Raw genomic sequence first — 23704 nt, forward strand, 5'->3', positions numbered from 1 at the left:
GGTCCGATCGTCACGGCCGGGCACCGGCCGACCCGGTCCCGACACCGTTCGGACCGGTGGATTTCATCGCCGACACGCGCGAGGCCCGCCCCTGCCCGCGCCGTGGCGGCGGGTGGAGCGGGCCTCGCGGGACCGGGACGGTCAGGCGTCGGGCCGGCTGCGCACGGTGCGCAGCCAGCCGTACGCGGTGTGCTTGGGCACGTTGTAGTGGTCGGCGATGGCGGGGCCGTTGTCGCCGGTCTGGCGCATCACCGACTCGAAGTCGTCGGGAACCCGGCGGTAGACCCGCGCGGGGGCCTTGACCGCGCCGCGCTTGGCGGCCTTGCTCGCGGCCGCCTTCGCCGCCGTCGTCTTGCGACCGGCGGCCTTGGCCGTCGCGGTCTTGGCCGGTGCGGCGGCGGCCTTGGCGCCCTTGCCGTCCGCCTTGGGCGCGGCGGCCTTCGCGGGCTTGGCCGAGGCGGCCGCCTCGGCGGGCGCCGCGAGCACCACGGGGGCCACGGGCGCGGCGGCGGGCTGCGGCTCGGTCGCGGCCGGCGGGGCGGCGAACACCGGCATCAGCGCGGGTCCGTCCGGCGCCGAGGTCGGCCGGGCCGCCTTCGCGGCGGTCGGGGCGGCGGCCTTCGCCACGACGGCCGGGGCCGGAGCCGCCTTGGCCACCACGGCCGGAGCCGGAGCCGCCTTGGCCGCAGGTGCCTTGGCCGGGGCAGCCTTCGCGGCGGTCGCCCGCGCGGGGGCGGGCCGCGCGGCGGGCTGCGCGGCGGTGCTCCCGGCCGCGCTGCCGCGCGGCGCGGGCGCCGTGCTCCGGGCGGCCGGGGCCTGCCTGGCGGGCGCGGCGGGCCTGGCGCCCGACGGGGCGGCGGTGACGGGTGCGGTGGCCTCGACGACGATGACGGGCCGCGCGGCGGATTCCGGCGCGGACGCGGCGGCGGGCAGCGCGGCGGGCGGCAGCGGGGCACCGGTCGCGGCGGTGACCGCGCGGACCAGCTGGTTCAGGTCGAGCACCGGCAGGCCGCCCGGCGTGAGGCCGCCGCCGTCACCGGCACGCAGCAGCAGCTCCGTCACGATCGCGGAAGCGTCCGTCACCTCCACACGCAGTGTAGTCGTGGCGAGAGACGGATCGTCCGGCGAGATCGTGACGGTGTACGACGTCATCAGTGTGGCCTCCTTACCTGTAAAGCCACTGCGCACGTCCCCGTTTCTGTCGCATCGGCCCGGTCTGCTGTGCAGAGAAAGCTACGGCAAACCTGCGATCCCGCCAAGCCGCAGTAGGCGGCGATATCGTCACAGCCGGTAATTCAAGAGTGGTTCAGTGCTGGTGCAGGCGTTGTCCGAGGCCCATCATGTCTCGCGGAATGCGCAATCCCTCAGCGATTCGCACCAGCACGTCGTAGTGCTGCACGGTGCGTTTGCCGCCGCAGACGGCACGCACCGAGTGCTCCTGCATCCCGGTCGCGCGGCTGATCGCGTTGACGCTCATGCCCTGTCCGCGCAGGAAGGTGAACAGCTTGCCGATGTCACGCCGAGCGAGCACGTCGCGCAGCGGTTCCCCGTCGGCGTCGGCCGCCGAGGTCCAGCACCACTGGGCGGTGAGGGCGTCGGCGGCCCCGTCGGCGGACGGCTGTGCGCCCTGGCTGCTCAGTTCCAACACCGACGGCGTCATTCGTCCACCCCTTACGACCTGGCGACATCCGGGCAGGACGACTCCGTCCCACCCCGCACACCGCCACGGCCCGCTGCCGGCCTGCTGCGGGTCCCGATCCATTTAGGGGGAAAGCGGCCACGATGTCCAGGGGTCGATGCATGGAAATTGATGCGGACGCATCACACCCACGGGGGCTTGACGCGGCCGCCGTGAGCAGCTCAGCGCAGTACGGTCGTCAGCCCCAGCGGCGGCCACGGCGGATCACCCAGGGCGGTGAAGTCGTAGCGCAGGCGGCCCGGCGCGACCGCGAGCAGGGTGAGCGAGTTGGAACCGTACGCCCGGCGGCCGTCGACGGTGCCGCGGCGGAAGACGGCGTGCGGGTCGGCGGGCGGGGCGACCCGCTGCGCGGCCAGCACCGCCAGCCAGCTCGCCCAGGCCTGCTCCGGGGCGTCGTCGCGCGGATCGGGGCGCGGGGCGGCCGACAGCCGGGCGGTCAGCGCGGCCGTACGCGGATCGGCCGGATCGGCGCCGGTGTTGGACACCACGGTGACACCGGTGGGCAGCACCGACCCGGCCAGGCGCCGCCCGTCCCAGCCCGCCAGCCCGGGTGCCTGTCCCGGCGCGGCGGTCACCAGGTGGAACGGTGAGAACACGCCCAGGTCGGCGGGCAGTGCCCGGCCGCACGCGGCGCCCAGGGGCAGCTCCCCCCGGGAGCGGCGCGCCGCCGGATCGGGTTCGGACCCCGATCCGTTGAGCACGCAGGCGACGCGGCCGGTCTCCGGGTCGGCGGCGAGCCAGGTGCCGCCGGAGAGCCGGTCCAGCCCGCCCAACAGCGGCAGCGGCGCCCAGTGCCGGGCCGGGGGCAGCCACGGCCGGTCGAGCACCTCGTCGCGTACGGCCAGGACCAGCAGCGGGGTGCGGGCGCCGGGTTCCCAGCTGAGCATCACCGTGCACATAGGACCATCTCACCGCATCGCGTCCCGGGGCGGCGCATCAGCCCCCCGCCCGCCGCAGCGCCGACCGCGCCCCGTCGTAGGCGTCCAGCACCCGCTGGGCCGGGGCGAGCACCTCCTCCCGCGCCACCCGCTCCACCCCGGCGCGCAGCCGCGCGGCGGCCCGGCGGCGGCGGCGCCGGGCGGCCAGCCGGACCACGGGCCGCACCAGCAGCGACAGCAGCAGCCCGGCCAGCAGCCCGCCCGCGAGCAGCGCGGTCGGGGTCGGCAGCTGCCAGCCCTGGACCGCGACCTGCGGCAGCGGCAGCGCGGGCAGGGCCAGGGCGAACATGGCCCAGCGCACGCCCAGCCACACCAGCCCGACCAGCGCCGTCAGCGCGAAGACCCATTGCAGTACGTTGATCAGCGTCCACCAGCGCCGCGGCCGGGCCACGCCCAGGTCGGTGGTGGCCACCGCCCGGTCCAGCGCGTCGGGCAGGCCGTCGGCGCCGGAGCGCACCGCCGCGAGCAGGCTGTCGCGCCAGGGCGCGGGCAGGGCGGCCCCGGCACGGGCGGCGGTGTCGCGCAGTGTCAGCGCCACCGCCGCCTGCTCGGCGGGCGCGGCCGGGCTCAGCGAGGTGGCCCCGACCGGCCCGGTCGTGTCCGGATCGGCCGGACCGCCCAGGTGCAGGCGGGTCAGCGGGTCGGGGCGGACCCGGCGCAGCCAGCGCAGCGGCGGCCAGCCGGTGCGTTTGCGGGCGCGGTGCACGTACGCGCGCTCGGTCGCGGCGGCCACCAGCGGCACGCCCGCCGCCCGCGCCAGCGCGTCGGTCAGCGGCCGCAGCACCTGCTTGCCCAGCGCGTCCTTCGGGACGTCCGGGGCGACCAGCGGCTTCAGGTCGGCGACGGCGTCGTCCACATCGGCGGCCAGCCGCCGCAGCGCCGCCTGCCGGGCCGCGACGGCGGCGCCGACCGTGTCCGCCAGCGCGCGCAGCCCCGGCGGGCCCACGGTGGAGCTGGTCAGCACGGGCACGTCGGCCAGGCCGTCGTCGGCGAGCAGGCGGCGCAGGTCGACCAGGCACAGTTGCAGGTCGTCCGGGGACAGCAGGTCGACCTGGTTGAGGTCGACCACGGTGATCTCGCGGTGGCGGTGGAACCGGGCCAGGTAACCGTGGTGGACGATCTTGTCGGCGTACTTCTGCGGGTGCAGCACCCAGACGATCAGATCCACCACGGCCAGCAGCCGGTCGACCTCGGCGCGGTGGGCGTCGTGCACCGAGTCGAAGTCGGGCAGGTCCAGCAGCACCAGGCCGGACAGGTCCGGGTCGGCGCCGCCGGGCCGGACGAAGCGCTTGCCGACGCCGAGCCAGTCGAGCAGGTCGTCGGCGCCCTGGTCCCCCCAGACACAGGCGTGCGCCTGGCCGGTGGTGGGGCGGCGCAGGCCCGCCTGCGACAGCGACAGCCCGGCCATCCCGTTGAAGATGCTGGACTTGCCGGTGCCGGTCGCGCCGGCCAGCGCGACGACGGTGTGCAGCCGCGACAGCGCCAGCCGCTCGTCGGCCTTGACGGCCAGCGCCGCCGCGGCGGCCAGGTCGGCCTCCGGCAGGTACGGCCGCGCGGCGGCGGTGAACGCGCGCAGGGCCTCGATGCGGTCGTACACGGCGGTGTCGTTCACGCGGCACCGCCCGGGATCGGGTCGGCCTGCCGGGCGGCGCGCACCGCCGCGGCGGCCGCGCGCAGCCGCTGCCCCGCGTCCGGATCCACCCCGACGGCGGCCAGGGCCGCGTGGAACCGCCGCGCCTCCTCGCCGTACAGGGTGCGCACCCGGGCCAGCAGGTCCTGCCGGGCCTGCTGGGCCAGCCGCCGCACGGCCTGGTCGCCGAAGACCGCCTCCAGCACCTTCTGCGCGGCGATGGTGGTGCCGCCCGCGACCGCGATCTCGGCCCCGGTCGGGATGAACGCGGTCGCGGCGAACACGGCGACCATCAGGCACAGCCCGAGCGCGTTCACCGCGTACGCGCTGGCCTTGGCGGCGAGCAGGCGGTTGCCCGACTCGGTGCGCACCAGCTCCAGCACGCCGCGCTGCCAGTCGCGCACCAGCCGGTCGGCGCGGGCCTGGATGTCGGATGAGGCCGACCCGAGGTCCTGCGTGCCGGGGCGGGCCAGCACCGCCGCACCCGCGGGCCGGGTCCGCCACGCGTTGACCGCCTGCTCGGCGGCGTCGGCGGCCGTGGCATGCAGGAAGGTCACCAGCCCCGACTCCAGCGCGGTCTTGAGCTGCTCGTCGGGCAGCGGTTTGCCCGACACCGCCGCGACGAGCCGGTCGCGCCAGCGGCCCACGCGCGCCTGGAGGCCGCGCATGAACTCGCCGGTGCCGACCAGTTCCTGCCAGCGGGTCAGCACCTCGCCCCGGAACAGCACCCCGTCGAGCAGGCCGTGGTCGACGGCCTGCTCGGCGTCACGGTAGGCCCGGTCGGCGGCCTCGCGCAGCTCGCCGACGGCCGCGGCCTGCGCGTCGGCCCCGGCGGCCAGCCGGTCGCCGGCCGGGCCGAGGGCGGCCACGGCCCCGTCGACGGTCTGCCGGATCACCCGGGCCCGCTCGGCGGCCGAGCGGGCGAGCTGGTCCAGCCAGTCGCGCAGCGGCGCCACCGCCTCCGGCGGCAGCAGGCCCTGGGCGTCCAGGACGCGTTCGGCCACCACGTACAGGCCGACCTCGGCCAGGCCGTGCTCGGTGAGCATCTCGCGCAGATGCGGGACGACCTCGCCGTCGGCGCCGGGCGGCACCCGGTTGAGCACCACCGCCACGGCGGTGCCCCGGTCGCGGGCGGTGGTCAGCAGCTCCCACGGCACCGCGTCGGCGTAGCGGACCGCGGTGGTGACGAACAGCCACAGGTCGGCGGCGGCGAGCAGCTGCTCGGCCAGCACCCGGTTGGCCTCCTCCACCGAGTCGATGTCGGGCGCGTCCAGCAGCGCCAGACCGGGAGTGAGCTCGGGCGAGGTGACGATGACCAGGTCGGTGCCGGTGCCGCCGGGGGTGTGCGTCCGCCCCAGCCGCGGCAGCAGCTGCGCCTGGCCGAACCACGTCGCGTCGCCGGGGTGGCAGACCAGCACCGGCGCCCGGGTGGTGGGGCGGCGCGCCCCGGCCACGCTGACCGGAGCCCGGACCAGGCTGTTGACCAGGGTCGACTTGCCCGCGCCGGTCGAGCCGCCCGCGACCGCGAGCAGCGGGGCGTCCAGCCGGGCCAGGCGCGGGATCAGGTAGTCGTCGAGCTGGCCGACCGTCGCCCGGGCCAGGGCGGTGTCGGTGGCGGCGTCGGGCAGGGGCAGGGGGTACGCCGCCGCGGCCAGCTCATCGCGCAGCCGTACCAGCGACGCCGCCAGCCCTGCTCCTGCCTCGTTCATGCGTCCAGCATGCCCAATATCGCGGCTCGTCACTCCCGCAACATACGAAACCGCCCCGTCCCAGCGGGGACGGGGCGGCTCAGGCAGCTGTTCGTGCTGGTCAGATGTTGTTGTTCCAGCCGCGCTTGATGTCGGTGGTGGCGCGGGCCTCGCCCACGCGCAGCACGTCCCAGCGGCGGGCGGGCTCGTCCGAGGTCTTCAGCGTGACCTGGTCGCCCACGCGCACCTTCGGCTCGACCCAGCACGTGAGATAGCGGCCGCTCGACCTCAGATCCACCTGTACCAGCATCGTCGTCATGCCGATCAAGGTAGCCGGGCGACGCGATCGACGCAGCCGATTATCCGCCGAGCTGTTCCACGCAGTGCTGGTGGTAACTGACCAGTTCGGTCAGCGGGATCGCCTTGCGCGATACCGCGGACAGGTCTTTGCCCTCCTTGGTCCACAGCGGCGGGAAGGTGTTGATGCCCTGGTCGGGGCGGGCCTGGGCGACCTCCTCGGCCCAGCCGGGCCAGCGCAGGCCCTCGGCGAAGCCGGTCAGCGCGCCGGACAGCATCGCGCCCAGCCACTGCCCGTAGCCGAGGTCCAGGTCCTCCCAGCGCAGGGAGTCGGGGGCGAAGTAGTGGACGGTCGGGGCGGCGCCGGGTCCGGCCGGGGCCCAGATGAAGATGCCGCCCAGGACGTCGTACGCGATGACCAGACCGCCGCGCGACGGGTCGGCCTCGGCCAGCACGTCGGGCAGGGTGTCGGTGCCGCCGCCGAGCACCCGCAGCCAGCCGTGGTCGATCAGCAGGCCGCCGCTGTGCAGGGTCACCGCGCCCAGCCAGGAGCGCTCGGTGATCTCCAGCCCGTCCAGGCACCGCCTGGCCCGCTCCGGGTCGGCGGGCAGGACCTCCACCGGGTACGGCGCCCCCGCGACCGCCTCCAGCACCTCAGGCCACGCGCTCTGCTGCATCCGCGCATCGTAGAGGCCGGGGCGCCCCGCCGTGGGGCACCCCGGCCACTGCTCAGCCGTGCTCGATCGGCAGGGTCTGCTGCCCGTCCGCCGTGGACACGACGATCTTCGTGATCTCGGCGATCCGGTCGGCGTCGGCACCGGTCGCGGCGTAGACGTACCAGCCGTCGCGCAGCTGCGCGACGACCTTCGGCCCGCCGGGGAAGTGCACCTCGACGCGGGTCGTCCCGGTCGGCACCCGCCCGAACGTGTACGCCGCCCGCGGATCCGTCGCGTAGGCCGCAGAGCTGTTGGACAGCCTTCCGGGCGGGTAGCTCGGATTCATCTCGGTGGTCAGCGACGAGCCGTTGACGTCGACGTAGCCCTGCTGCGGGGTCAGCCAGCAGGCGGCGCCCCAGCGGTCCTCGGCGTACAGCAGCAGCGTCAGCTCGCCGGGCACCACCTCAAGCTGGAACCGCAGCGGCGGCAGCGCGTCCCGCCCGTCGGCGGCGAGGTCGGCCGCGGCGTAGTCGGCGCACCGGCCGAGCGGATCCACCGCGTCCGACGACGGCCGGGGCGGCTTGCCCGACGTCGGCGTGGGCGCGGCCGAGGGCAGCGCGGGCTGCGCGTGCGGCCCGCCGCCGCCGGTCAGCCACCAGGTGCTCAGCAGCACCACCGCGACCAGCGCCGCTGCGGCGAGCACCAGGGGCAGCGGGCGCCGCGCGGGACGGCCCCGGGTGATCCGCGACAGCGGCACCGCCAGGTGCGTGTCCCGGTGCGCCCGGCGGATCAGGTCGGCCAGGCGCTCGTCGTCGAGCTCCAGCGTCATCACATCGCCTCCTCGACCAGCCGCAAGCCGTCCGGCGTCACGGCACCGACCTGGGTACGCAGCGCCGCCAGTGCCCGGTGCAGGTGCACGTGGACGGTCGCCGCCGTTATCCGCAGCACGCCGCCGGTCTCCTCGGCGGACAGGTCTGCCAGCACCCGCAGCGCGAGCACCTCCCGCTGGCGCCGGGGCAGCGCCAGGACCAGGGCGCGCAGGCGGGCGTCGAGTCCCGCGTACGCCCCGGGCTCCACGCCCACCTCGGGCGGTTCGGCCAGCACCTCCCGGCGCAGCCGCCGCCACCAGGACCGCTGCTCGTTGAGCGCGGTACGCAGCACCCAGGCCACCGGGTTCGGGTGCGCGCGCACCGTCGCCCAGTGCGCGAACGCCCGGGTGAACGCCTCGGCCACCGCGTCCTCGGCCCCGGGGGCGCCCCGGGTCGCCACCAGCACGGCCCGATACACCGCGTCCTTGCGGGCGGCGTAGAACTCTCCGAAATCGTCCATCGACTCCACCTGTTCCGGGAACTGTCGCACAGACAACGCCCCAGCCCTCCCCCACCTTTACCGCCCGCCGCGTGAAGCGCGGGCGTGGGCATGGGCGTGCAGTTTCGGGGAAACTGCACGAATCTTGGCGGCGATTCCAGCACTTTCCCCGAAACTGCACGAACGCCCACCCGCCCCGCGGCGGCGGGGCGGGTGGGGGGTGCAAGGTGTCAGGGGGCCACGGCGAGCAGGGAGAGGCGGTCGTTGAGGGACGGGCCGACGAACGGGTGGTCGCCGGAGGTGAACAGGCGGCAGGTGCCGAGCTTCTCGCGGTCGTGCTCGCAGGCGACGGCGCGTCCGGACCGGACCCGCAGCGAGCTGGCCGTGTCGTTGCCGACCTTGCCGAGGTCGGCGGCCGGATACCAGCCGGGGCCGAACGGGGCGGAGGTGCCGTTGAGGTCGCGGTCGGCGTACGCCAGGACGCTGTCGCCGCTCGCCCCGCCGGGATACACCGCGAGCAGGGACACGGCGTCGTTGAGGCGGCCGCCGGACAGGTCGCGGTCGCCGGGGCCGTAGAGGCGGCACAGGCCGAGGTCGCCCTCGCCGATGAGGTCGGTGCGGTCGTCCTCGCAGGCGATGGCGCGGTATCCGTCGGCGACGCGCAGCGAGGTGATCGTGTCGTTGCCGACCTGGGACAGCTCGCCGGTGAGCGCCTGGTGGATGCCGGGCCCGAAGTCCTGCGCCGGCCCGGCCATACCGGCGTCGCCGGTCGCGATCAGCGCGGGACCGCCGACCGCGAGCAGCGAGACCTTGCGTTGCAGGTCGTCGCCGACGCTGCTGTGGCGGCCGGGGCCGAACAGGCGGCACAGCCCGAGGTCGGCGTCGGATCCGGCCGAGACGGTGTCGTTGTCGCAGGCCAGCACCCGGTATCCGGATTCGACGGCGAGTGAGGAGACCGCGGCGCCGAGCCGGTCGAGCGCGCCGGTGGCGGCCTCGAACCCGCCGACGCCCAGCGGCAGGTCGGCACCGGTGAAGCCGGGCCCCTGGTACGCGGTGGCGCCGGGATGCCGGGAGGGGCCGCCGAACACCGCCAGCAGCGAGGTCTTGTCGTCGAGGTCCTTGTCGACCCGGTCGTGGTCGCCGGGGCCGAAGAGGCGGCACTCGCCGAGGTCGCCCTCGTCGACCCGGCCGTCGGTGCCGCCGTCGGCGCAGGCCGCGACCCGGTAGCCGGGGGCCACCCGCAGCGAGCTGAGCTCGTCGTCGCCGACGGTGCCGAGTTCGCCCCGGGCGCTGTCGAAGACGCCGGTGCCGTAGGACTGCCAGTCGCCGCCGAACGCCTTCCCCGCGTACGCGACCAGCGGCGGCGTGGCCGTGCCGGCCGCGGCGGCCCGGCCGACCGGGGATGCCCCGGCATGTGCCCAGGCGAACGCCACCAGGATCGCCGCGCCCGCCGCCAAAGACTGCCGTGCCCGCATCTCAGACTCCCTACACCGGAGGAGTCCAAAATGCCCCTTATATCGCTGTGCGCGCAATGCCTGCCCGGCCGGATGTCACGCGCGCGGGGGGAGCGATCCCCCCGCGCGGGTGACCGGGCGTCAGGCGGCCAGCTCGGCGTTGGCGCGGGCGGTGACCAGCTGGAGCACCCGCCCGGCGACCGCCAGGTCGTCGGCGGGGATGCCGCCGTACAGCCGGGTGGTGACCTCGCCGACGGCGGCGCGCAGCTGCTGGAACCGGGCCGCCCCGGCGGCGGTGTGCTCCACGCCGGCCCCGGTGTCGGCCAGCAGGCCGGCCGCGGTGAGCTGCTCGACCGCGACGGCGGCCTCCGCCTCGGCGACCTTCAGCCCGGCGGCGAGCCGGGCGGTCAGTGCCGGGCCGGGGACCGGCGCGCCGTTGGTCGCGTTCAGCGCGACCCAGCGGTGGAAGTCGATTCCATCCTGGTCGAGCAGCCGGTCGAGCACCGCGCGGGCGGCGCGCTCGGCTTGGCCCAGGATCTGTCCGTTGAGGGTGGTCATGGTTTCTCCTTCGGGTCCAGCGGGGTGTCGAGCAGGAGGGACAGGTCGCGGACGAACGCGGCGGTGCGCTCGCCGTCGAGGCCGCCCAGCGGGGCGAGCAGGCGTTCCTGGAGGTCGCGGACGATGACGACGGCCCGCGCGGTGACCTCGCGGCCGTGCTCGGTCAGGGTCAGCCGCACGGCCCGGGTGTCGTCGGGGTCGGGGGCGCGGTCGACCAGCCCGGCGGCCTCCAGGCCGCGGGCCAGTTTGGAGATGTAGAGGGCCTCCAGGCCGGTGTGGTCGGCCAGGCGGCGCTGGCTGGGGCTCTCCCCCGCCCGCTGCATGCCGTACAGGGAGCCGAGCACCGAGTACTGCGCGTGGGTGAGGCCGAGGGGGGCCACCGCGCGGTCGACGGCGACCCGGAACTTCATGGACAGCCGCCAGACCAGGAACCCCGGTGTCGCGGCACGTGCTTCGCTCATGGGATTTAATGTACATGGCTACTATAGCCATGGCTAGTATTTTTCCCGGCCGCCGTGCCGTGAACGGTCGGCGCGGCGGCCCGGGTCAGCCGGTGATGCGGGCGGCGGCCAGCTTGCCCGAGATCAGCACCATCGGCACACCGACCCCGGGCGTCGTGCCCGACCCGGTGAACACCACGTTGGACAGGGACGGGTGCAGGTTGCGGGGGCGGAACGGGCCCGACTGGGTGAGCGTGTGCGCGGCCGCGAACGGGGTGCCCGCCGCCATCCCGGCGTCGGCCCAGTCGGCCGGGGTCACCACGTGCCGGGTGCGGATGCCGTCACCGAAGCCGACGTACCCGCGCTGCTCCAGCACCTCGACCAGCTCGTCGGCGTACGACTCGGCCAGCTCGCCGCGCCAGTCCTGCCGCCCGGCGACCAGGTTCGGCACGGGCGCGAGCACGTAGTAGGTGTGCCCGCCGGGCGGGGCGACGGTCGGGTCGGTGCGGCTGGGGTTGGTGACCAGCAGCGACGGGTCGCTCATCAGCCGCCCGCGCGTGATCACCTCGTCGAACGTCGACTTCCAGGCCCGCCCGAAGTGGATGTTGTGGTGCCCGGCCTTCGTGTACTCGCGGTCCGATCCGACGTGCATGACCACGCACGACGGCGAGTAGCGCAGCGGCCGGCGCGGCGCGGCGCCGGTGAGCGCGTACGCGGCGGCGGTGTCGGGGTTGAGCACCACCGCGTCGGCGGGGATGCGCTCGCCGGAGGCGGTCACCACGGCGGTGGCGCGTCCGGCGCTCGTCTCGACCCGGGCCACCTCGGTGCCGTAGCGCATCACCACGCCGTGCTTCTCCCCCGCCGCGGCCAGCGCCCGGGGCACCGCGTGCATGCCGCCGTACGGGAAGTAGACCCCGGCCACCGAGTCCAGGTAGGAGATGACGGTGTAGACGGCCAGCGCCTTCTGCGGGGACAGGCCCGCGTACATGGCCTGGAACGAGAAGACGCGGCGGGTGCGGGGGTCCTTCAGGAAGTGGTCGATGCGGGGCTGGAGCCGGCCGAACGCCCCGGCCGCGACCAGGCGCAGCAGGTTGGCGGTGAGCAGGTCGCGGGGGCTGTCGAAGTTGCGGTCGATGAAGTCGTTTCGCTCCAGCTCCCACAGGCGGCGGGCGTACGCGGTGAAGCGCAGGTACCCGTCGGCCTCGGCCCGCCCGCACACCGCCGCGATCTCCTCGGCCATCCGGGGCGGGTCGGCGATGACGTCGAGCTTCGACCCGTCCGGGAACCAGGCGCGGTATGCCGGATCCAGCGGGGTCAGGGTGAGCCAGTCGGCCAGCTCCTCGCCGACCGCGGCGAACGCCTCGGCGATCAGCTCGGGCATGGTCAGCACGGTCGGGCCGGTGTCGAACTCGTACCCGTCGCGCAGCAGCCGCCCGGCCCGGCCGCCCGGCTCGGCCTCGCGCTCCAGCACGGTCACCTGCCGCCCGGCGCCCGCCAGGTGCAGCGCGCAGGCCAGGCCGCCCAGCCCGGCGCCGACCACGACCACCCGCTCCGTCGGCCCTGTCACGGTACGCATCCCCGCCGCTCCCCTCGTGCTCATGCCGCGCGCCAGGCGACCGCGGCGGCCAGCTCGTCCAGCCCGGCGCGGACCGCGCCGGGCAGCGGCGCGGCCGCCAGCGTGGCACGGGCCTCGGCGACCCGCTCGCCGATCATGTCACTGAGCTGCTCGGGAGCGCCGGTGGCCCGGACCGCCTCGGCCAGGCGGGCCACCTCGGCCGCCGCCAGCGCCGCGTCGAGCTCGGCGCGCTGGGCGGCGGTGGCCCGCTCCCGGGCGAGCAGCAGCAGCATGGTGGGCTTGCCGAGGTCGTCGCCGACCGGTTTGCCGGTGACGGCGGGTTCGCCGTACAGGCCGAGCAGGTCGTCTCGCAGCTGGAACGCCTCGCCGACGGCCAGGCCGTAGCGGGTGAACGCCCGGCCCGCCGTCCCGTGCGCGAACGCGGCCCCGCCGGAGCCGCCCAGCGCGGCGCCGAAGTGCAGCGGCCAGGTCACGGTGTATCCGGCGGTCTTGAGGCGGGCCGTGCGCAGCGCCCGCTCGGGCGACCAGGCGCGGGCGCAGTCCCCGAGCACGTCGAGGAACTGCCCGGCCACGGCCTCGACCCGCATCCGGTCGTAGGTGGCGCGCGCGGCCGACAGCGCCGTGGCGGGCACGTCGGCGCGGGCCATCAGCTGGTCGGCCCAGACCAGGCACAGGTCGCCGACGAGGATCGCGCCCGCGTCGCCGAACCGGTCGCCGTCGCCGCGCAGCCGCTGCGCGCGGTGGGCGGCGGCCAGCTGCCGGTGCGCGGTGGGGCGGCCCCGCCGGGTGGCGGAGCGGTCCATCACGTCGTCGTGCACCAGCGCGAACGCGTGCAGCAGTTCGAGGGCGGCCAGCGCGGGCAGGACCCGGTGCAGCGGCGCGTGCGGCCCGGCGACGGCGCGCCAGCCCCAGTACCCGAACAGCGGCCGCACCCGCTTGCCGCCGCCGAGCACCGCGTCGCGGGCGGCGTCGGCCAGCGGCCGCAGTGCGGGGTCGACCGCCAGCAGCGCGGCGCTCTCCTGCCGGACGAAGTCGGCCAGCACCTCCTCGACGGCGCCGGGCAGCGCGGCCGGGCCGACCTCGGCGTTGCTATGCCTGTTTTCACAGGTCAGTAGGCCCGGGGCGGCAAGGATGGAGGCGGGTGCGGAAGAGGTGTCGTTGGCCACGCGGCCAGACTAGCGTAGAGTCGATGTTGCGTCGATTACTGAGTCGATTTGGGGAGGGCTCGTGGAGCCGCAATTGCCGGAGGCGGAACTCGCCGCGGCGTACGCCCGCTGTCGTGAGCTGCACCGACAGCACGGCCGCACCTACTACCTGGCCACCCGCCTGCTGCCGGGGTGGAAGCGCCCGCACGTGCACGCGCTCTACGGCTTCACCCGCCACGCCGACGAGATCGTCGACCGCACCGAGGAGCTGCCGCCCGCGCAGCGGGCCCGGCTGCTGCGCGACTGGTCCGACCGGTTCGTGGCCGGGCTGCACGGTGCCCGCACCGACGACCCGCTGCTGCCCGCGGTCCTGCACACCATCGCCGCGTTCGACCTGGACCGGGCCGACTTCGCCTCGTTCCTGCACTCCATGGCCATGGACCTGGAGATCACCGCGTACGCCGACTACGACGCGCTGCTGGAGTACATGGAGGGCTCGGCGGCGGTGATCGGCACGATGATGCTGCCGATCCTCGACCCGGCCGACCCGGCCGCCGCCCGCGAGCCCGCCCGGCAGCTCGGACTGGCGTTCCAGCTCACCAACTTCATCCGCGACGTCGCCGAGGACCTCGACCGCGGCCGGGTCTACCTGCCGCAGGAGGACCTGCGCCGGTTCGGGGTCACCGACGCCGAACTGCACGAGTGCGCGCGGCGGCATGCGGCGACCCCGGCCGTGCGCGAGCTGGTCCGGTTCGAGATCGCCCGTGCCCGTGCCCACTACGCCCTGGCCGCGCCGGGCGTCACCATGCTCGCCCCGACCTCGCAGGCCTGCATCCGCACCGCCTACCACCTGTACGCGGGCATCCTCGACGAGGTCGAGCAGGCCGGGCACGACGTGTTCGCCCGGCGCGCCGTGGTGCCGAACCGGCGGCGGCTGGCGGTGGCCGCGCGCTGCCTGCTCACCCGCCCCGGCACGCCGGTCGCCGCGCCGCCGGTGCCGTCCCCGCAGCCGGTGTGCTGATGGACCCGCTGCGCTACCTGCTGATCCTCGCCGCGTGCCTGGCCGTGACGCTGCCGCTGGAGCTGCTGCTCGGCGCCCGGGTCTACCGCCGCCCGCGCCGCCTGCTGGCCGCGCTCGCCCCGGTGGTCGCCCTGTTCGTGCTGTGGGACCTGGCCGCGGTCGCCCGCGGGCACTGGTGGTTCGACCCCCGCTACACCACCGGCGCCCGCCTGCTCGGGCTGCCCGTCGAGGAGTGGCTGTTCTTCGTCGTCGTCCCGCTGTGCGCGCTGCTCACGTACGAAGTGCTCGGCCGCGCCGGCCATCTGCTCCGCTCGCCCGCCCATCCCGAGGAAAGGAAGGGCACCCTCTCGCCAGAATCGGTGGCAGAGGGTGCCCCTCTCGACGTCGCAGCCCGTGGGGGCCGACGTGGGCGGTGAGTACACCGTCGCCGCGGTCGCCGCGTCCGTGGCGGTGGTGGCGCTGGAGCTGGGCGTGCTGCGCACCGGGCTGCTGCGCAGCGTCCGCTACTGGGTCACCCTGGCCATCGCGTTCGCGTTCCAGGTGCCGGTCGACGGCTGGCTGACCCGGCCGGACGCGACCGTCGTGCACTACGACGACGCCGCGATCTCCGGCCTGCGGGCGCCGTGGCACATCCCGGTCGAGGACTACGGCTTCGGCTTCGCCCTGGTCACGCTGACCCTGCTGCTCTGGCTCAAGCTGCGCCCGGCCCACCGCGGACAGGGCGCCGATGAGTGAGCCGAGCCTGCTCGGCAGCCTGCTGCGCGCGGGATTCGACCGGATGGTGCGCCGCGACCTGCGCGGGGTGTACCTGCGAGGCGGCCTGCCCGCCGGCCCGTTCGTCTGGGCCGCCAACCACCACAGCTGGTGGGACCCGTTCGTCGCCTCGGCGGTGCTGCACCGGGCCGGGCGCCCGGTCTGCCTGCTGATGCTCCAGGAGAACCTGGACCGCTACCGGTTCGTCCGGCGCCTCGGCGTCTTCGGCACCGCCGAGCTGGCCACCGGCCTGCGGCTGCTGAAACGGGGCCGCACCCTGGTCGTCTTCCCGGAGGGCGAGCTGCGCCCGGCCGCCCCGCCCGGCCCGCTGTCGCCGGGCGCCGCCTGGTACGCGGCCCGCACCGGCACGCCCCTGCTGGCGGTCGCGGTGCGGGTAGTGCTGCGCGGCCAGGACCGGCCCGAGGCGTACGTGTCGTGCACCGAGGTCCCGGTCAAGGCCGACGTCGACCACACCACCGAGCTGCTGACCGAGGTGCTGGCCGAGGACCTGGCCAACCTCGACGGGCAGCTCGCCGTGGCCGACCCGCGTACGCCGCTGGCCGGGTTCCGGCGGGTGGTCGCCGGACGCTCCAGCTGGGACGAGCGGATCGACCGGGCCAGGGCGGTGCTGCCGTGGCGGTCGTAGGCGCGCTGGTCGCGGCGTTCCACCTGGTGAAGACGGCCGGGCTGGTCGCCAACGCGCGCTCGTTCCCGGTGCTGGCGCGCGGGCAGCGGGCACCCGGGCGGCCGCGTACGTCGCTGCTGGTGCCCGCGCGCGACGAGGCGCGGCGGCTGCCGTACACGATCCCGGGTCTGCTCGCCCAGCCCGCCGAGGAGATCCTGATCCTCGACGACGGCTCCACCGACGGCACCGCCGCGATCGTGCGCGGCTTCGCCGATCCCCGACTGCGGCTGATCACCGGCACGCCCCGCCCCGACGGCTGGATCGGCAAGAACTGGGCCTGCCACCAGCTCGCCCAGGCCGCCACCGGAGACCTGCTGGTGTACGCCGACGCCGACGTCACCCTGCGCCCCGGCGCCCTGGACGCGGTATGGGCGCAGCTGCGCCGCCAGCGCGCCGACGTGTTCAGCGTGTTCCCGCGCCAGCAGACCGGCACCCTCGGCGAGCGGATGCTGGTGCCGCTGATCGACGAGAACCTGCTCGCGTTCCTGCCGCACCAGCTGCTCGACCTGCCGATCCGGGCCGCGGCCGTGGCCAACGGGCAGCTGCTGGCGTTCCGGCGCGCCGCGTACGAGCACGTCGGCGGGCACGCCGCCGTCGCCGACCAGATCGTGGAGGACCTCGAACTGGCCCGGCTCAGCCGCCGCCGCGGCCTCAAACTCGGGCTGGCCCTGGGCGGCGACCTGATCAGCACCCGCATGTACGACGGCTACCCGGCGACGGTGCGCGGCATGGGCAAGAGCATGCGGGCCGCGCACGGCGGCAGCGACCTGGTGCTGGCGGCCAGCGCCGCGTTCAACGTCACCGCGTACACGGTGCCGTGGTTGCTGTGGCGGCGCGGGGCGGCGTGGCGGGTCGCGGCACTGCTCGGGCTGGCCGAGCGGCTGCTGGCCAACGCCAAGACCGGGCGCGGCGCGTACGCCGAGGCCGTGCTGGTGCCGTTCACGGCCCCGGCCGCGCTGCCCGTGTACGCCGTCGCGCTGCGGCGCACCGCCGTCTGGAAGGGACGCCGCTACCCGTGACCGCGCTGCTGACCAGGCCCGCCCCGGCCCTGCGCCTGCCCGCCCCGGCGACCACGCCGCCGTTCGGGCACCTGTGGCGGTGGACCCGCGACCCGGTGCGCCTGCTGACCGAGGGCGCCCGCACCGGGCCGGTGTTCCGGCTGCGGCTGTGGCGGCAGGCGGTCGTCGGCTACCGGCCGGACTGGAACCGGGCCGTCCTCGGTGACCTGGACACGTTCCGCAGCCGGGGCAGCCTGAGCGGGCTCACGCCGTACCTGTCGGCGGGCGTGGTCTACACCGACGTGCCCGCGCACGACCCGCGCCGCCGCGAGCTGAACCCGCACTTCCACGCCCGCGGCCTGGACCACCTGCGCGAGCGGCTGGCGGCCACGGCTGCCGCGCGGCTGCCCGACGGCCCGTTCGACGCGCTGGCCTGGGCCGGGGACACGGTGCGGCGGATGCTGAACGCCGCGTTCTTCGGGGGCGCGTTCGACGACCGGCTGCTCGCGGCGTTCCTGCATCCCCTCCAGACGCCCGTGCCGGGCCCGATGCTGCCCCGGCCGCTGCTGTTCCGGCGCCTGGACGCGGCGATCGCGCGGCTGCTGGCCGACCCGCCCGAGGGCAGCCTGGCCGCCGCGCTGTCCGGGCTGGACGGGGCCGTCGCGGAGACCCGGGTGGCGCTGGCGGCCGGGTACGACACGACCGCGCACACCCTGGCCTGGGCGCTGTGGCACCTGGCCGGCGCACCCGAGTGGCGTACGGCCGAGGGGCTGGGCCCGGCGCTGGACGAGATCCTGCGGCTGTATCCGGCGGGCTGGCTGGGCAGCCGGATCACCGCGCGGGACACCGAGATCGCCGGGGTGCCGGTCCCGGCGCGCACGCTGGTGCTGTACTCCCCCTACCTGACCCACCGGGACCCGGAGCTGTGGGCACGGCCGGACGAGTTCCGGCCGCAGCGCTTCGCCGAGGACGGCCGCCCGGCCTGGGGCTTCCTGCCGTTCAGCGCGGGCCGCCGGACCTGCCTCGGCGCCCACCTGGCCCGCGCGATGCTGCTCGCGGCCCTGGCCCCCTGGTGCGACACCCCGCTGACCCGCCTCACCGGCGACCCCACCCCCACCGCCGCCATCGCCCTACGCCCAGTGGGCCCACTCCTCCTCCGCCGCTGACCGTCGCGGGGGGTGGGTGCAGTTTCGGGGAAAGTGCTGGAATCTTGGCCGGCATTCGCGCAGTTTCCCCGAAACTGCACGCAACGCTTCGCGTGATCGCGGGGAAGGGCGGGTGTTCGCCGCCGCCGGCTGCCGGGCGTACATCCAAATTAGCAGCTCCCACCCTTCCCCGGTATCGGGCGAGAGATCGACTCCGCTCAGGCCCGCCGCCCGTTAGGTTCGTGCCGGGCCGAGGGAAGGAAACGGGGTCTTGCCGAAGTCGTCCGCTGGTACAGCCATGTCCGATGTCACCGCCTCCGATCACGAGCAGGGCCGCTGGGCCGGGCGCGGGCTGCTGCCCCCGGCCGGGCCGCAGCGCACGCTGGCGGTGGCCACGTTCGTCACGATGCTCGGCAGCGGCGTGTACATGGTCGCCGCCGCCCTGTACTTCACCCGCTCGGTCGGCCTGTCCGTGGCGCAGGTGGGCCTGGGCATGGGCGTCGCCGGGCTGGCCGGGCTGCTGGCCGGGGTCCCGGTCGGGCACCTGGCCGACCGGCGCGGGCCGCGCGAGGTGTATCTGGCCACCCAGCTCGTGCAGGCCGCGGCGATGGCGGCGCTGGTGCTGGTGCACACCTTCTGGCAATTCACGGCGGTGCTGTGCGCGGTGGAGCTGTCCCGGGCGGCCGGGGCGGCGGCGCGCGGGCCCCTGGTGCGCGGGTTCGGCGGCGAGGAGCTGCCCCGGTTCCGGGCATACCTGCGGTCGGTGGCGAACCTGGCGATCAGCCTCGGCGCCGTCGGGGCGGGCGTGGCGGTGCAGCTGGACAGCCGGGCGGCGTACCTGGCGCTGGTGCTGGGCAACGCGGTCAGCTTCGTGGCGTGCGCCGCGATCACGCGTACGCTGCCGCCGCTGGCGCCCGTGCCGGTCCCGGCGGCCGCCGGGCGGTGGCTGGCGCTGCGCGATCCCGCGTTCATCGCGGTGACCGCGCTCGACAGCCTGCTCGGCGTCCAGGGCGCGGTGCTGATGTACGCGCTGCCGCTGTGGATCGTCGGGCACACCGACGCCCCGCGGGGCCTGGTCGGGGTGACCGCGCTGCTCAACACCGCGATGGTGGTGGTGCTACAGGTACGGGTCGGCCGCAGGGTCGACAGCGGCGCGGCCGCGGCGCGGGCGATGCGCCGCTGCGGCTGGGCGTTCCTGGCCGGGATGGCGGTGATCGCGCTGGCCGCCGGGCTGCCCGGCTGGGCGGCGACGGCGCTGGTGCTGGTCGGGGTGGCCGGGCACACCGTCGGCGAGCTGTGGCACGCGGCCGGGTCGCTGGAGCTGAGGTTCCGGCTGGCGCCCCGGCATGCCCAGGGGCAGTACACCGGAGTGTCCGGGCTCGGCACCGGGCTGGCGGGCGCGGCCGCGCCGACCGTGCTGGGGCTGCTGTGCGTGAGCTGGGGCGCGCCCGGCTGGCTGCTGATGGGCGCGGTGTTCGTGCTGGCGGGGCTGGCCGTCCCGGCGGCGGTCCGCTGGGCCGAGCGGACCCGGCCGATCGGCACGCGGCCCGCGTGACAGCGGCCGGTCCACGCCGCCCACCGGTTCACTCTTGATAGCCGATCAACTACCGACTGTGCCCGAACTCCTCAGGGAACTCATTGATCATAAACAATAGACTGCGGCGGTGACCTCACCCTCCGGAACCGGCTCCTCGCCGCTGAGCTGGCCCAGCCTGCTCGGCTGGCTGCTCGGCGTGGGCGGCGTCGTCGCCGCCCTGGTCGGCCTGACCAACACGGAGTTCGTCTCGGCGGTGTTCCTCGGCGTCTGCTGGGTCCCGATCGCCGCCACCCTGGTCAGCCGCAACAGTCTGCGCTGGGTGCACTGGGCCAACGCGGCGCTGTTGAGCGTGGTGCTGGCCGCCATCGGCGTGGTGTTCAAGTTCCAGGGCCACCCCGAGTCCAGCGGCCCCGTCGCCTCCCCGAGCGCCTCGGCGCCGGCCCCTTCCCCCTCCCTCTCCCCTGCCGCCGGACCGTCGGCGCCGACGGCCACCATCACCATGGTCGCCCCGGCCGACGGCGCGACCGGCGTCCCGGCCTGCTTCGACGTGCGGTTCACCGGCGACTGGCCCGCCGGCCTGACACCGGCCGTCGCGGTCAAGGGCGAGCACGACGACCGGTACTACTTCGAGGGCGAGGTCGGACCCGACCCGCAGGCCAAGGGCGGCTACGCGGCGAGCGTCACGCTCGGCGCCAAGGGCGACCGCGGCGCCGAGCGGTTCGGCATCCGGGTGGTGCTGCTGCCCGCGCCGTGGCACGACTACCTCATGGGCACCACCGAGGAGGCGAACGCGACCTGGTGGTCGTCGATGAACCTGCCGCCGGGCGCGATCCTCGGCGACCCGCTCACGGTGACCCGGTCCCCGGGCGTCGTCACCTGCTGACGGGCACGTCCGGCGCGTGGTCGTTGCCGCCGCCCGGCCGGGCCGGTAGGGTCCGCTGGCGCGCGGCGCCACCGGGTGCCGCCGACGGGAGGCACAGGGCATGACTTCGGGCGTGGTGTTCCCGGTCAGCGACGGCACGAACCGCAGCACCTCCGCGCTGGGCCGCGCCGTCGTCGCCGACGCGCTGCGCGCGGCCGACCCGGTCGGGGCCCGCGCCGCCGACCACGAGACCAACTGGCGCGCCGACTACCTGGTGCACTTCCGGCGGCTGGTCGAGGCCGGGCTGACCTCCGGCGACGCCGCGCGGGCGATCGCCGCGGCGGGCCTGGCGTCACTGCACGACCGGATGCGGGTGGCCGCTGCCGACGGCGCCGAGGTCGGGCTGCGCGAGGCCTTCGACGGTACGCCCGCGGTGGAGCTCGGCACGGCCGTGGTCGCCGGGGACGGCGAGCCCGACCGCGAGCTGTCGCTGCCGTACCGCGGGGAGCGGCTGCGCGGGGACGCGCTGCTGCGCCGCCTGGACGCGTGGACCGAGGCGGGTGTGATCGAGCCGGGCTGCGCCGAGGCGGTGCGCGCGGTGCAGGCCAACCCGGACTGGCTGGACCTGTCCGACCTGCGCGTCGCGGTGCTGGGCGCGGGCGCGGAGATGGGCCCGACCCGGTCGCTGCTGCGCTGGGGTGCCGACGTGGTCGCCCTGGACCTGCCCCGGCCGGGGCTGTGGCGCGACCTGCTGGAGACGGTGCGCCGCTCGGGTGGGCGGGTGCACCTGCCGGTGCCGGCCGGGCACGACGGCGGCGGCGACCTGGCCGAGGTCGCGGGCGCGGACCTGCTGCACCAGCTGCCCGCGGTCGCGGCGTGGCTGCGCGGGGTCCAGGGCCGCCTGGTCGTCGGCAACTACGTGTACGCCGACGGCGCGGTCAACGTCCGCGTCTGCACCGCCGTCGACGCGCTGACCGAGCACCTGCGCACGCACCGGCCCGACACCGCGCTGTCGTTCCTGGCCACGCCGACGGACGTGTTCGCGGTCCCGGCGGAGGCCGCCGCGCAGGCTGAGCGGCGCTACCACGAGTCGTCGCTGCTGCGTACGCTGCGCGGGCCGCTGCGGATGGTGTCGGCGGGGCGGCTGCTGCGGCGCAACTACGCGCCCGGCGCCGACCCGGGCGTCTGCGACAGCCTGGTGGCCCAGCAGGGGCCGAACTACGCGCTGGCCAAGCGGTTGCAGCGCTGGCGTGCGGCGGTGGCCCGGCAGCAGGGCGCGACGGTGAGCTTCAAGGTGGCCCCGCCGACGCGGACCCGGTCGGTGGTGAAGAACCGGGTGCTGGCGGCGGCGTACGCGGGGGCGCCGGCGTTCGGGGTGGAGATCTTCGACCCGGCGACGAGCAACACGCTGATGGCGGCGCTGCTGGTGCACGACCTGCGCAACCCGCCGCCGGTGCGCGAGCACGTGTGGCAGGAGGAGGCCGACGGGGCCGCGCACGGCGGGCTGTGGCGGATGCCGTACGCCCCGCGCAGCGCTCTGGGCCTGGCCGCCCTGCTCGGGCTGGGCGGCGCGCGGGGGTGACCCCGGGCCTGCTACGTCGGCGGCACCCAGGCCAACCAGGTCTGGTCGCTGCGCTGACCTGACCGGCGCGAAACAGCGCGGGCGGGACGGATCACCGGGGATCCGTCCCGCCCGCGCCGTGTGCTGCGGGGTTCACTCCGCGTCGGCGGCGACCATCTCGTCGCGCGGCTGACGCTGCGGCAGCTCGTCGTACGGCGGGCGCTGCATCGGCACCTGGTGCTCCTCGCCCTCGCGCCGGGCGTGGCGGCTCAGCGGCTGAAGGTCGGCGGCGTCCTCGTCCTCGGGGAAGTCGGTGAACTCCGCGACCTCCTCGGCCAGCTGCTCGACGGCCTCCTGGACCTCCTGCAACGCGTGCACCTCCGGCAGCGTGTGCGGGGCGGGCGGGCCGACCTGGACGTCGCGCGGCATCACCCGCGGGTACTCGCCCGTCTCGACCGAGCCCGTGGCGGCGGCCATGACGGCGGCGGCGGCCAGGTTGGCCACCCGCTCGGCCTCGCGCTGCACCCGGGCCCGCACCGCCAGCGCGTGCCGCTCGGCCGAATCGGCCTGGCGGCGCGCCTCCTCCAGGCGGTTCATCTCGGAACCGAGCTCCTGGCTGACCTGGCTGTGCCGCTGCTGCAACTGCGAGACCTCGCGCTCGGCCGCGGTGCCCTCCTGGCGCGACTGGGCCAGGCGCTGCTGGGCGATGTCGAGCTCCGCCTGGAGCTGGGCCAGCGCCTGGCGGCGGGCCCGGATCTCCTGCTGCACCACGGTCAGCTGCTGCTGGTGCGCCGAGGTCTGCTCGTCGGCCCGGCGGCGCAGGTCGGTGGTGTACTGCTGCGCCTCGGCGTGCAGCTGGGCGTTCTTCTGGTTCGTGGCGGTGCGCTGCCCGGCGAGCTCCCGCTCGGAGGAGGCGCGCAGCTCGGCGATCTCACGCTCGGCGTTGCTCTTCCACTGCGCGACCTCCTGCTGGATCTGCGAGTGGGCGGCCTCCACCTCCTGCTGCACCCGCAGCCGGGCCGCCTCGACCAGCGCGTCGGCCTCGGCACGGGCGTGCTCCATCTGCTGGGCACTGACCTCGTTGATCCGCTTGGCCTCCTGCTCGGCGCGCTCGTTGGCGGCCTCGCTCTCGACGCGCAGCTTCTCGGCGTGCTCGCGGGCCTCGGCCAGCAGCTTCTCCGAGTCTGACTTGTGCGCGGCCATCTGCTGGGCCGTGGTGGTGGTGATCGCCTCGGCCTGCTTCTCGGCCAGGTCCAGGATCTGCTCCACCATCGGGCCGAGGTCGCGGAACGAGGCGCGCTCGACCTGCGTCGGCTTCTGGCGCAGCTCAGCCATCTCCAGCGACAGCTGCTTGTACTGCGCCGTCAGGTCCTGGATGCGCGAGAACGCGCGGTCGCGCTCGGCCGACAGGGTCGAGATCTCACTGTCGGCGCGGGCCACGAACTGGTCGACCTGGCGCTTCTCATAGCCACGCATCGCCACGTCGAAGGCCGGACGCGCGGACACGTGGTCACGTGTTGCGTACAGTTCCTCACCCTGAGACATGCGCAAAACCCTCCATACGACCAGCGGACGCCGGGCGCGGATGACGCGCCGCAGGGCATTATGCGGCCCGGCCGGTGCAAAGTACCAGCCGCCTGCGGGTTCGCAACGAATCCGGTACGCCTGGCCGATGCGCTAACAGGATGATCCGGTAGAAACGGACTGGCCTCCCGGCCAGGTCGGCACCCTACCCTCCGAGCGATGCTCGTGG

General features: G+C 75.5%; 24 protein-coding genes. 9 read left to right on the forward strand and 15 right to left on the reverse strand.

The window, feature by feature from the left end:
• Window positions 1-141 precede the first annotated feature (141 nt).
• The 14 genes from Cs7R123_RS30405 to Cs7R123_RS30470 all read right to left on the reverse strand — a co-directional run bounded on the left by Cs7R123_RS30405 (window position 142) and on the right by Cs7R123_RS30470 (window position 13356).
• Window positions 142-1083: a hypothetical protein gene (locus Cs7R123_RS30405; RefSeq protein WP_212831501.1), complete on the reverse strand. Its 942-nt coding sequence runs from the start codon at window positions 1081-1083 to the stop codon at window positions 142-144.
• A gap of 223 nt (window positions 1084-1306) precedes the next feature.
• Complete coding sequence (locus Cs7R123_RS30410) at window positions 1307-1660, reverse strand: hypothetical protein (RefSeq protein WP_212831502.1); 354 nt, start codon at window positions 1658-1660, stop codon at window positions 1307-1309.
• A 200-nt stretch (window positions 1661-1860) separates the two neighbouring features.
• Window positions 1861-2598 (reverse strand): NRDE family protein, encoded by a 738-nt coding sequence (locus Cs7R123_RS30415; RefSeq protein WP_212831503.1) that lies wholly within the window; start codon window positions 2596-2598, stop codon window positions 1861-1863.
• Window positions 2599-2635: 37 nt separating this feature from the next.
• Window positions 2636-4249 carry an ABC transporter gene (locus Cs7R123_RS30420; protein ID WP_212831505.1) on the reverse strand — a complete coding sequence of 538 codons (1614 nt, stop codon included), beginning with the start codon at window positions 4247-4249 and terminating at the stop codon, window positions 2636-2638.
• Entirely contained in the window at window positions 4246-5976 is a 1731-nt protein-coding gene (locus Cs7R123_RS30425; protein ID WP_244872239.1) for a GTPase domain-containing protein, read from the reverse strand. Before Cs7R123_RS30425 ends, Cs7R123_RS30420 begins: the two co-directional genes overlap by 4 nt.
• A 100-nt stretch (window positions 5977-6076) precedes the next feature.
• Window positions 6077-6274, reverse strand: coding sequence for a hypothetical protein (locus tag Cs7R123_RS30430; RefSeq protein ID WP_212831507.1), 198 nt, complete (start codon window positions 6272-6274; stop codon window positions 6077-6079).
• A gap of 40 nt (window positions 6275-6314) precedes the next feature.
• The gene (locus Cs7R123_RS30435) at window positions 6315-6929 is read right to left on the reverse strand and encodes a DUF2625 family protein (RefSeq protein ID WP_212831509.1); all 615 of its coding nucleotides are present in this window, start codon (window positions 6927-6929) and stop codon (window positions 6315-6317) included.
• A gap of 52 nt (window positions 6930-6981) precedes the next feature.
• Complete coding sequence (locus Cs7R123_RS30440) at window positions 6982-7737, reverse strand: hypothetical protein (RefSeq protein WP_212831511.1); 756 nt, start codon at window positions 7735-7737, stop codon at window positions 6982-6984.
• Window positions 7737-8237, reverse strand: coding sequence for an RNA polymerase sigma factor (locus tag Cs7R123_RS30445; RefSeq protein WP_212831514.1), 501 nt, complete (start codon window positions 8235-8237; stop codon window positions 7737-7739). Before Cs7R123_RS30445 ends, Cs7R123_RS30440 begins: the two co-directional genes overlap by 1 nt.
• Window positions 8238-8446: 209 nt before the next feature.
• Window positions 8447-9691, reverse strand: a complete 1245-nt coding sequence (locus Cs7R123_RS30450; protein WP_212831516.1) for a hypothetical protein — start codon at window positions 9689-9691, stop codon at window positions 8447-8449.
• 120 nt (window positions 9692-9811) lie between these two features.
• A complete protein-coding gene (locus Cs7R123_RS30455; protein ID WP_212831517.1) occupies window positions 9812-10228 on the reverse strand; it encodes a hypothetical protein in 417 nt (138 codons plus the stop codon).
• Window positions 10225-10689, reverse strand: coding sequence for a MarR family winged helix-turn-helix transcriptional regulator (locus Cs7R123_RS30460; protein ID WP_212831519.1), 465 nt, complete (start codon window positions 10687-10689; stop codon window positions 10225-10227). Before Cs7R123_RS30460 ends, Cs7R123_RS30455 begins: the two co-directional genes overlap by 4 nt.
• A gap of 85 nt (window positions 10690-10774) precedes the next feature.
• The gene (gene crtI / locus Cs7R123_RS30465) at window positions 10775-12244 is read right to left on the reverse strand and encodes a phytoene desaturase family protein (RefSeq protein ID WP_212831521.1); all 1470 of its coding nucleotides are present in this window, start codon (window positions 12242-12244) and stop codon (window positions 10775-10777) included.
• 20 nt (window positions 12245-12264) lie between these two features.
• Window positions 12265-13356, reverse strand: coding sequence for a polyprenyl synthetase family protein (locus tag Cs7R123_RS30470; protein ID WP_244872489.1), 1092 nt, complete (start codon window positions 13354-13356; stop codon window positions 12265-12267).
• A gap of 115 nt (window positions 13357-13471) precedes the next feature.
• Between Cs7R123_RS30470 and Cs7R123_RS30475 the strand changes: the two genes are divergently transcribed.
• The 9 genes from Cs7R123_RS30475 to Cs7R123_RS30515 all read left to right on the forward strand — a co-directional run bounded on the left by Cs7R123_RS30475 (window position 13472) and on the right by Cs7R123_RS30515 (window position 21972).
• Window positions 13472-14410 (forward strand): phytoene/squalene synthase family protein, encoded by a 939-nt coding sequence (locus tag Cs7R123_RS30475; RefSeq protein ID WP_244872240.1) that lies wholly within the window; start codon window positions 13472-13474, stop codon window positions 14408-14410.
• Complete coding sequence (locus tag Cs7R123_RS30480; protein ID WP_212831525.1) at window positions 14410-14826, forward strand: lycopene cyclase domain-containing protein; 417 nt, start codon at window positions 14410-14412, stop codon at window positions 14824-14826. Before Cs7R123_RS30475 ends, Cs7R123_RS30480 begins: the two co-directional genes overlap by 1 nt.
• A complete protein-coding gene (locus Cs7R123_RS30485) occupies window positions 14816-15145 on the forward strand; it encodes a lycopene cyclase domain-containing protein (protein ID WP_212831526.1) in 330 nt (109 codons plus the stop codon). Before Cs7R123_RS30480 ends, Cs7R123_RS30485 begins: the two co-directional genes overlap by 11 nt.
• Complete coding sequence (locus Cs7R123_RS30490) at window positions 15138-15809, forward strand: lysophospholipid acyltransferase family protein (RefSeq protein ID WP_212831528.1); 672 nt, start codon at window positions 15138-15140, stop codon at window positions 15807-15809. The genes Cs7R123_RS30485 and Cs7R123_RS30490 overlap by 8 nt, the downstream gene beginning before the upstream one ends.
• Window positions 15797-16867 carry a glycosyltransferase family A protein gene (locus Cs7R123_RS30495; RefSeq protein ID WP_212831530.1) on the forward strand — a complete coding sequence of 357 codons (1071 nt, stop codon included), beginning with the start codon at window positions 15797-15799 and terminating at the stop codon, window positions 16865-16867. Before Cs7R123_RS30490 ends, Cs7R123_RS30495 begins: the two co-directional genes overlap by 13 nt.
• Window positions 16864-18012, forward strand: coding sequence for a cytochrome P450 (locus tag Cs7R123_RS30500; RefSeq protein WP_212831532.1), 1149 nt, complete (start codon window positions 16864-16866; stop codon window positions 18010-18012). The genes Cs7R123_RS30495 and Cs7R123_RS30500 overlap by 4 nt, the downstream gene beginning before the upstream one ends.
• 277 nt (window positions 18013-18289) lie before the next feature.
• Window positions 18290-19546, forward strand: a complete 1257-nt coding sequence (locus Cs7R123_RS30505; RefSeq protein WP_212831534.1) for an MFS transporter — start codon at window positions 18290-18292, stop codon at window positions 19544-19546.
• Between the two features lie 109 nt (window positions 19547-19655).
• Window positions 19656-20411, forward strand: a complete 756-nt coding sequence (locus tag Cs7R123_RS30510; RefSeq protein ID WP_212831536.1) for a hypothetical protein — start codon at window positions 19656-19658, stop codon at window positions 20409-20411.
• A 100-nt stretch (window positions 20412-20511) separates the two neighbouring features.
• The gene (locus tag Cs7R123_RS30515; protein WP_212831538.1) at window positions 20512-21972 is read left to right on the forward strand and encodes a hypothetical protein; all 1461 of its coding nucleotides are present in this window, start codon (window positions 20512-20514) and stop codon (window positions 21970-21972) included.
• 132 nt (window positions 21973-22104) lie between these two features.
• Here Cs7R123_RS30515 and Cs7R123_RS30520 read toward each other — a convergent pair whose 3' ends face one another.
• Window positions 22105-23457 (reverse strand): hypothetical protein, encoded by a 1353-nt coding sequence (locus Cs7R123_RS30520; protein WP_212831540.1) that lies wholly within the window; start codon window positions 23455-23457, stop codon window positions 22105-22107.
• Between the last annotated feature and the right edge of the window lie 247 nt (window positions 23458-23704).

The sequence above is a fragment of the Catellatospora sp. TT07R-123 genome, from assembly GCF_018327705.1.
GTDB lineage: Bacteria > Actinomycetota > Actinomycetes > Mycobacteriales > Micromonosporaceae > Catellatospora.

Coding starts and splice junctions, on each gene's coding strand:
- Cs7R123_RS30410 (WP_212831502.1), bottom strand. CDS start 1,660: ATGACGCCGTCGGTGTTGGAACTGAGCAGCCAGGGCGCACAGCCGTCC.
- Cs7R123_RS30415 (WP_212831503.1), bottom strand. CDS start 2,598: ATGTGCACGGTGATGCTCAGCTGGGAACCCGGCGCCCGCACCCCGCTG.
- Cs7R123_RS30425 (WP_244872239.1), bottom strand. CDS start 5,976: ATGAACGAGGCAGGAGCAGGGCTGGCGGCGTCGCTGGTACGGCTGCGC.
- Cs7R123_RS30430 (WP_212831507.1), bottom strand. CDS start 6,274: ATGACGACGATGCTGGTACAGGTGGATCTGAGGTCGAGCGGCCGCTAT.
- Cs7R123_RS30435 (WP_212831509.1), bottom strand. CDS start 6,929: ATGCAGCAGAGCGCGTGGCCTGAGGTGCTGGAGGCGGTCGCGGGGGCG.
- Cs7R123_RS30440 (WP_212831511.1), bottom strand. CDS start 7,737: ATGACGCTGGAGCTCGACGACGAGCGCCTGGCCGACCTGATCCGCCGG.
- Cs7R123_RS30445 (WP_212831514.1), bottom strand. CDS start 8,237: ATGGACGATTTCGGAGAGTTCTACGCCGCCCGCAAGGACGCGGTGTAT.
- Cs7R123_RS30450 (WP_212831516.1), bottom strand. CDS start 9,691: ATGCGGGCACGGCAGTCTTTGGCGGCGGGCGCGGCGATCCTGGTGGCG.
- Cs7R123_RS30455 (WP_212831517.1), bottom strand. CDS start 10,228: ATGACCACCCTCAACGGACAGATCCTGGGCCAAGCCGAGCGCGCCGCC.
- Cs7R123_RS30460 (WP_212831519.1), bottom strand. CDS start 10,689: ATGAGCGAAGCACGTGCCGCGACACCGGGGTTCCTGGTCTGGCGGCTG.
- crtI (WP_212831521.1), bottom strand. CDS start 12,244: ATGCGTACCGTGACAGGGCCGACGGAGCGGGTGGTCGTGGTCGGCGCC.
- Cs7R123_RS30480 (WP_212831525.1), top strand. CDS start 14,410: ATGGACCCGCTGCGCTACCTGCTGATCCTCGCCGCGTGCCTGGCCGTG.
- Cs7R123_RS30490 (WP_212831528.1), top strand. CDS start 15,138: ATGAGTGAGCCGAGCCTGCTCGGCAGCCTGCTGCGCGCGGGATTCGAC.
- Cs7R123_RS30505 (WP_212831534.1), top strand. CDS start 18,290: ATGTCCGATGTCACCGCCTCCGATCACGAGCAGGGCCGCTGGGCCGGG.
- Cs7R123_RS30515 (WP_212831538.1), top strand. CDS start 20,512: ATGACTTCGGGCGTGGTGTTCCCGGTCAGCGACGGCACGAACCGCAGC.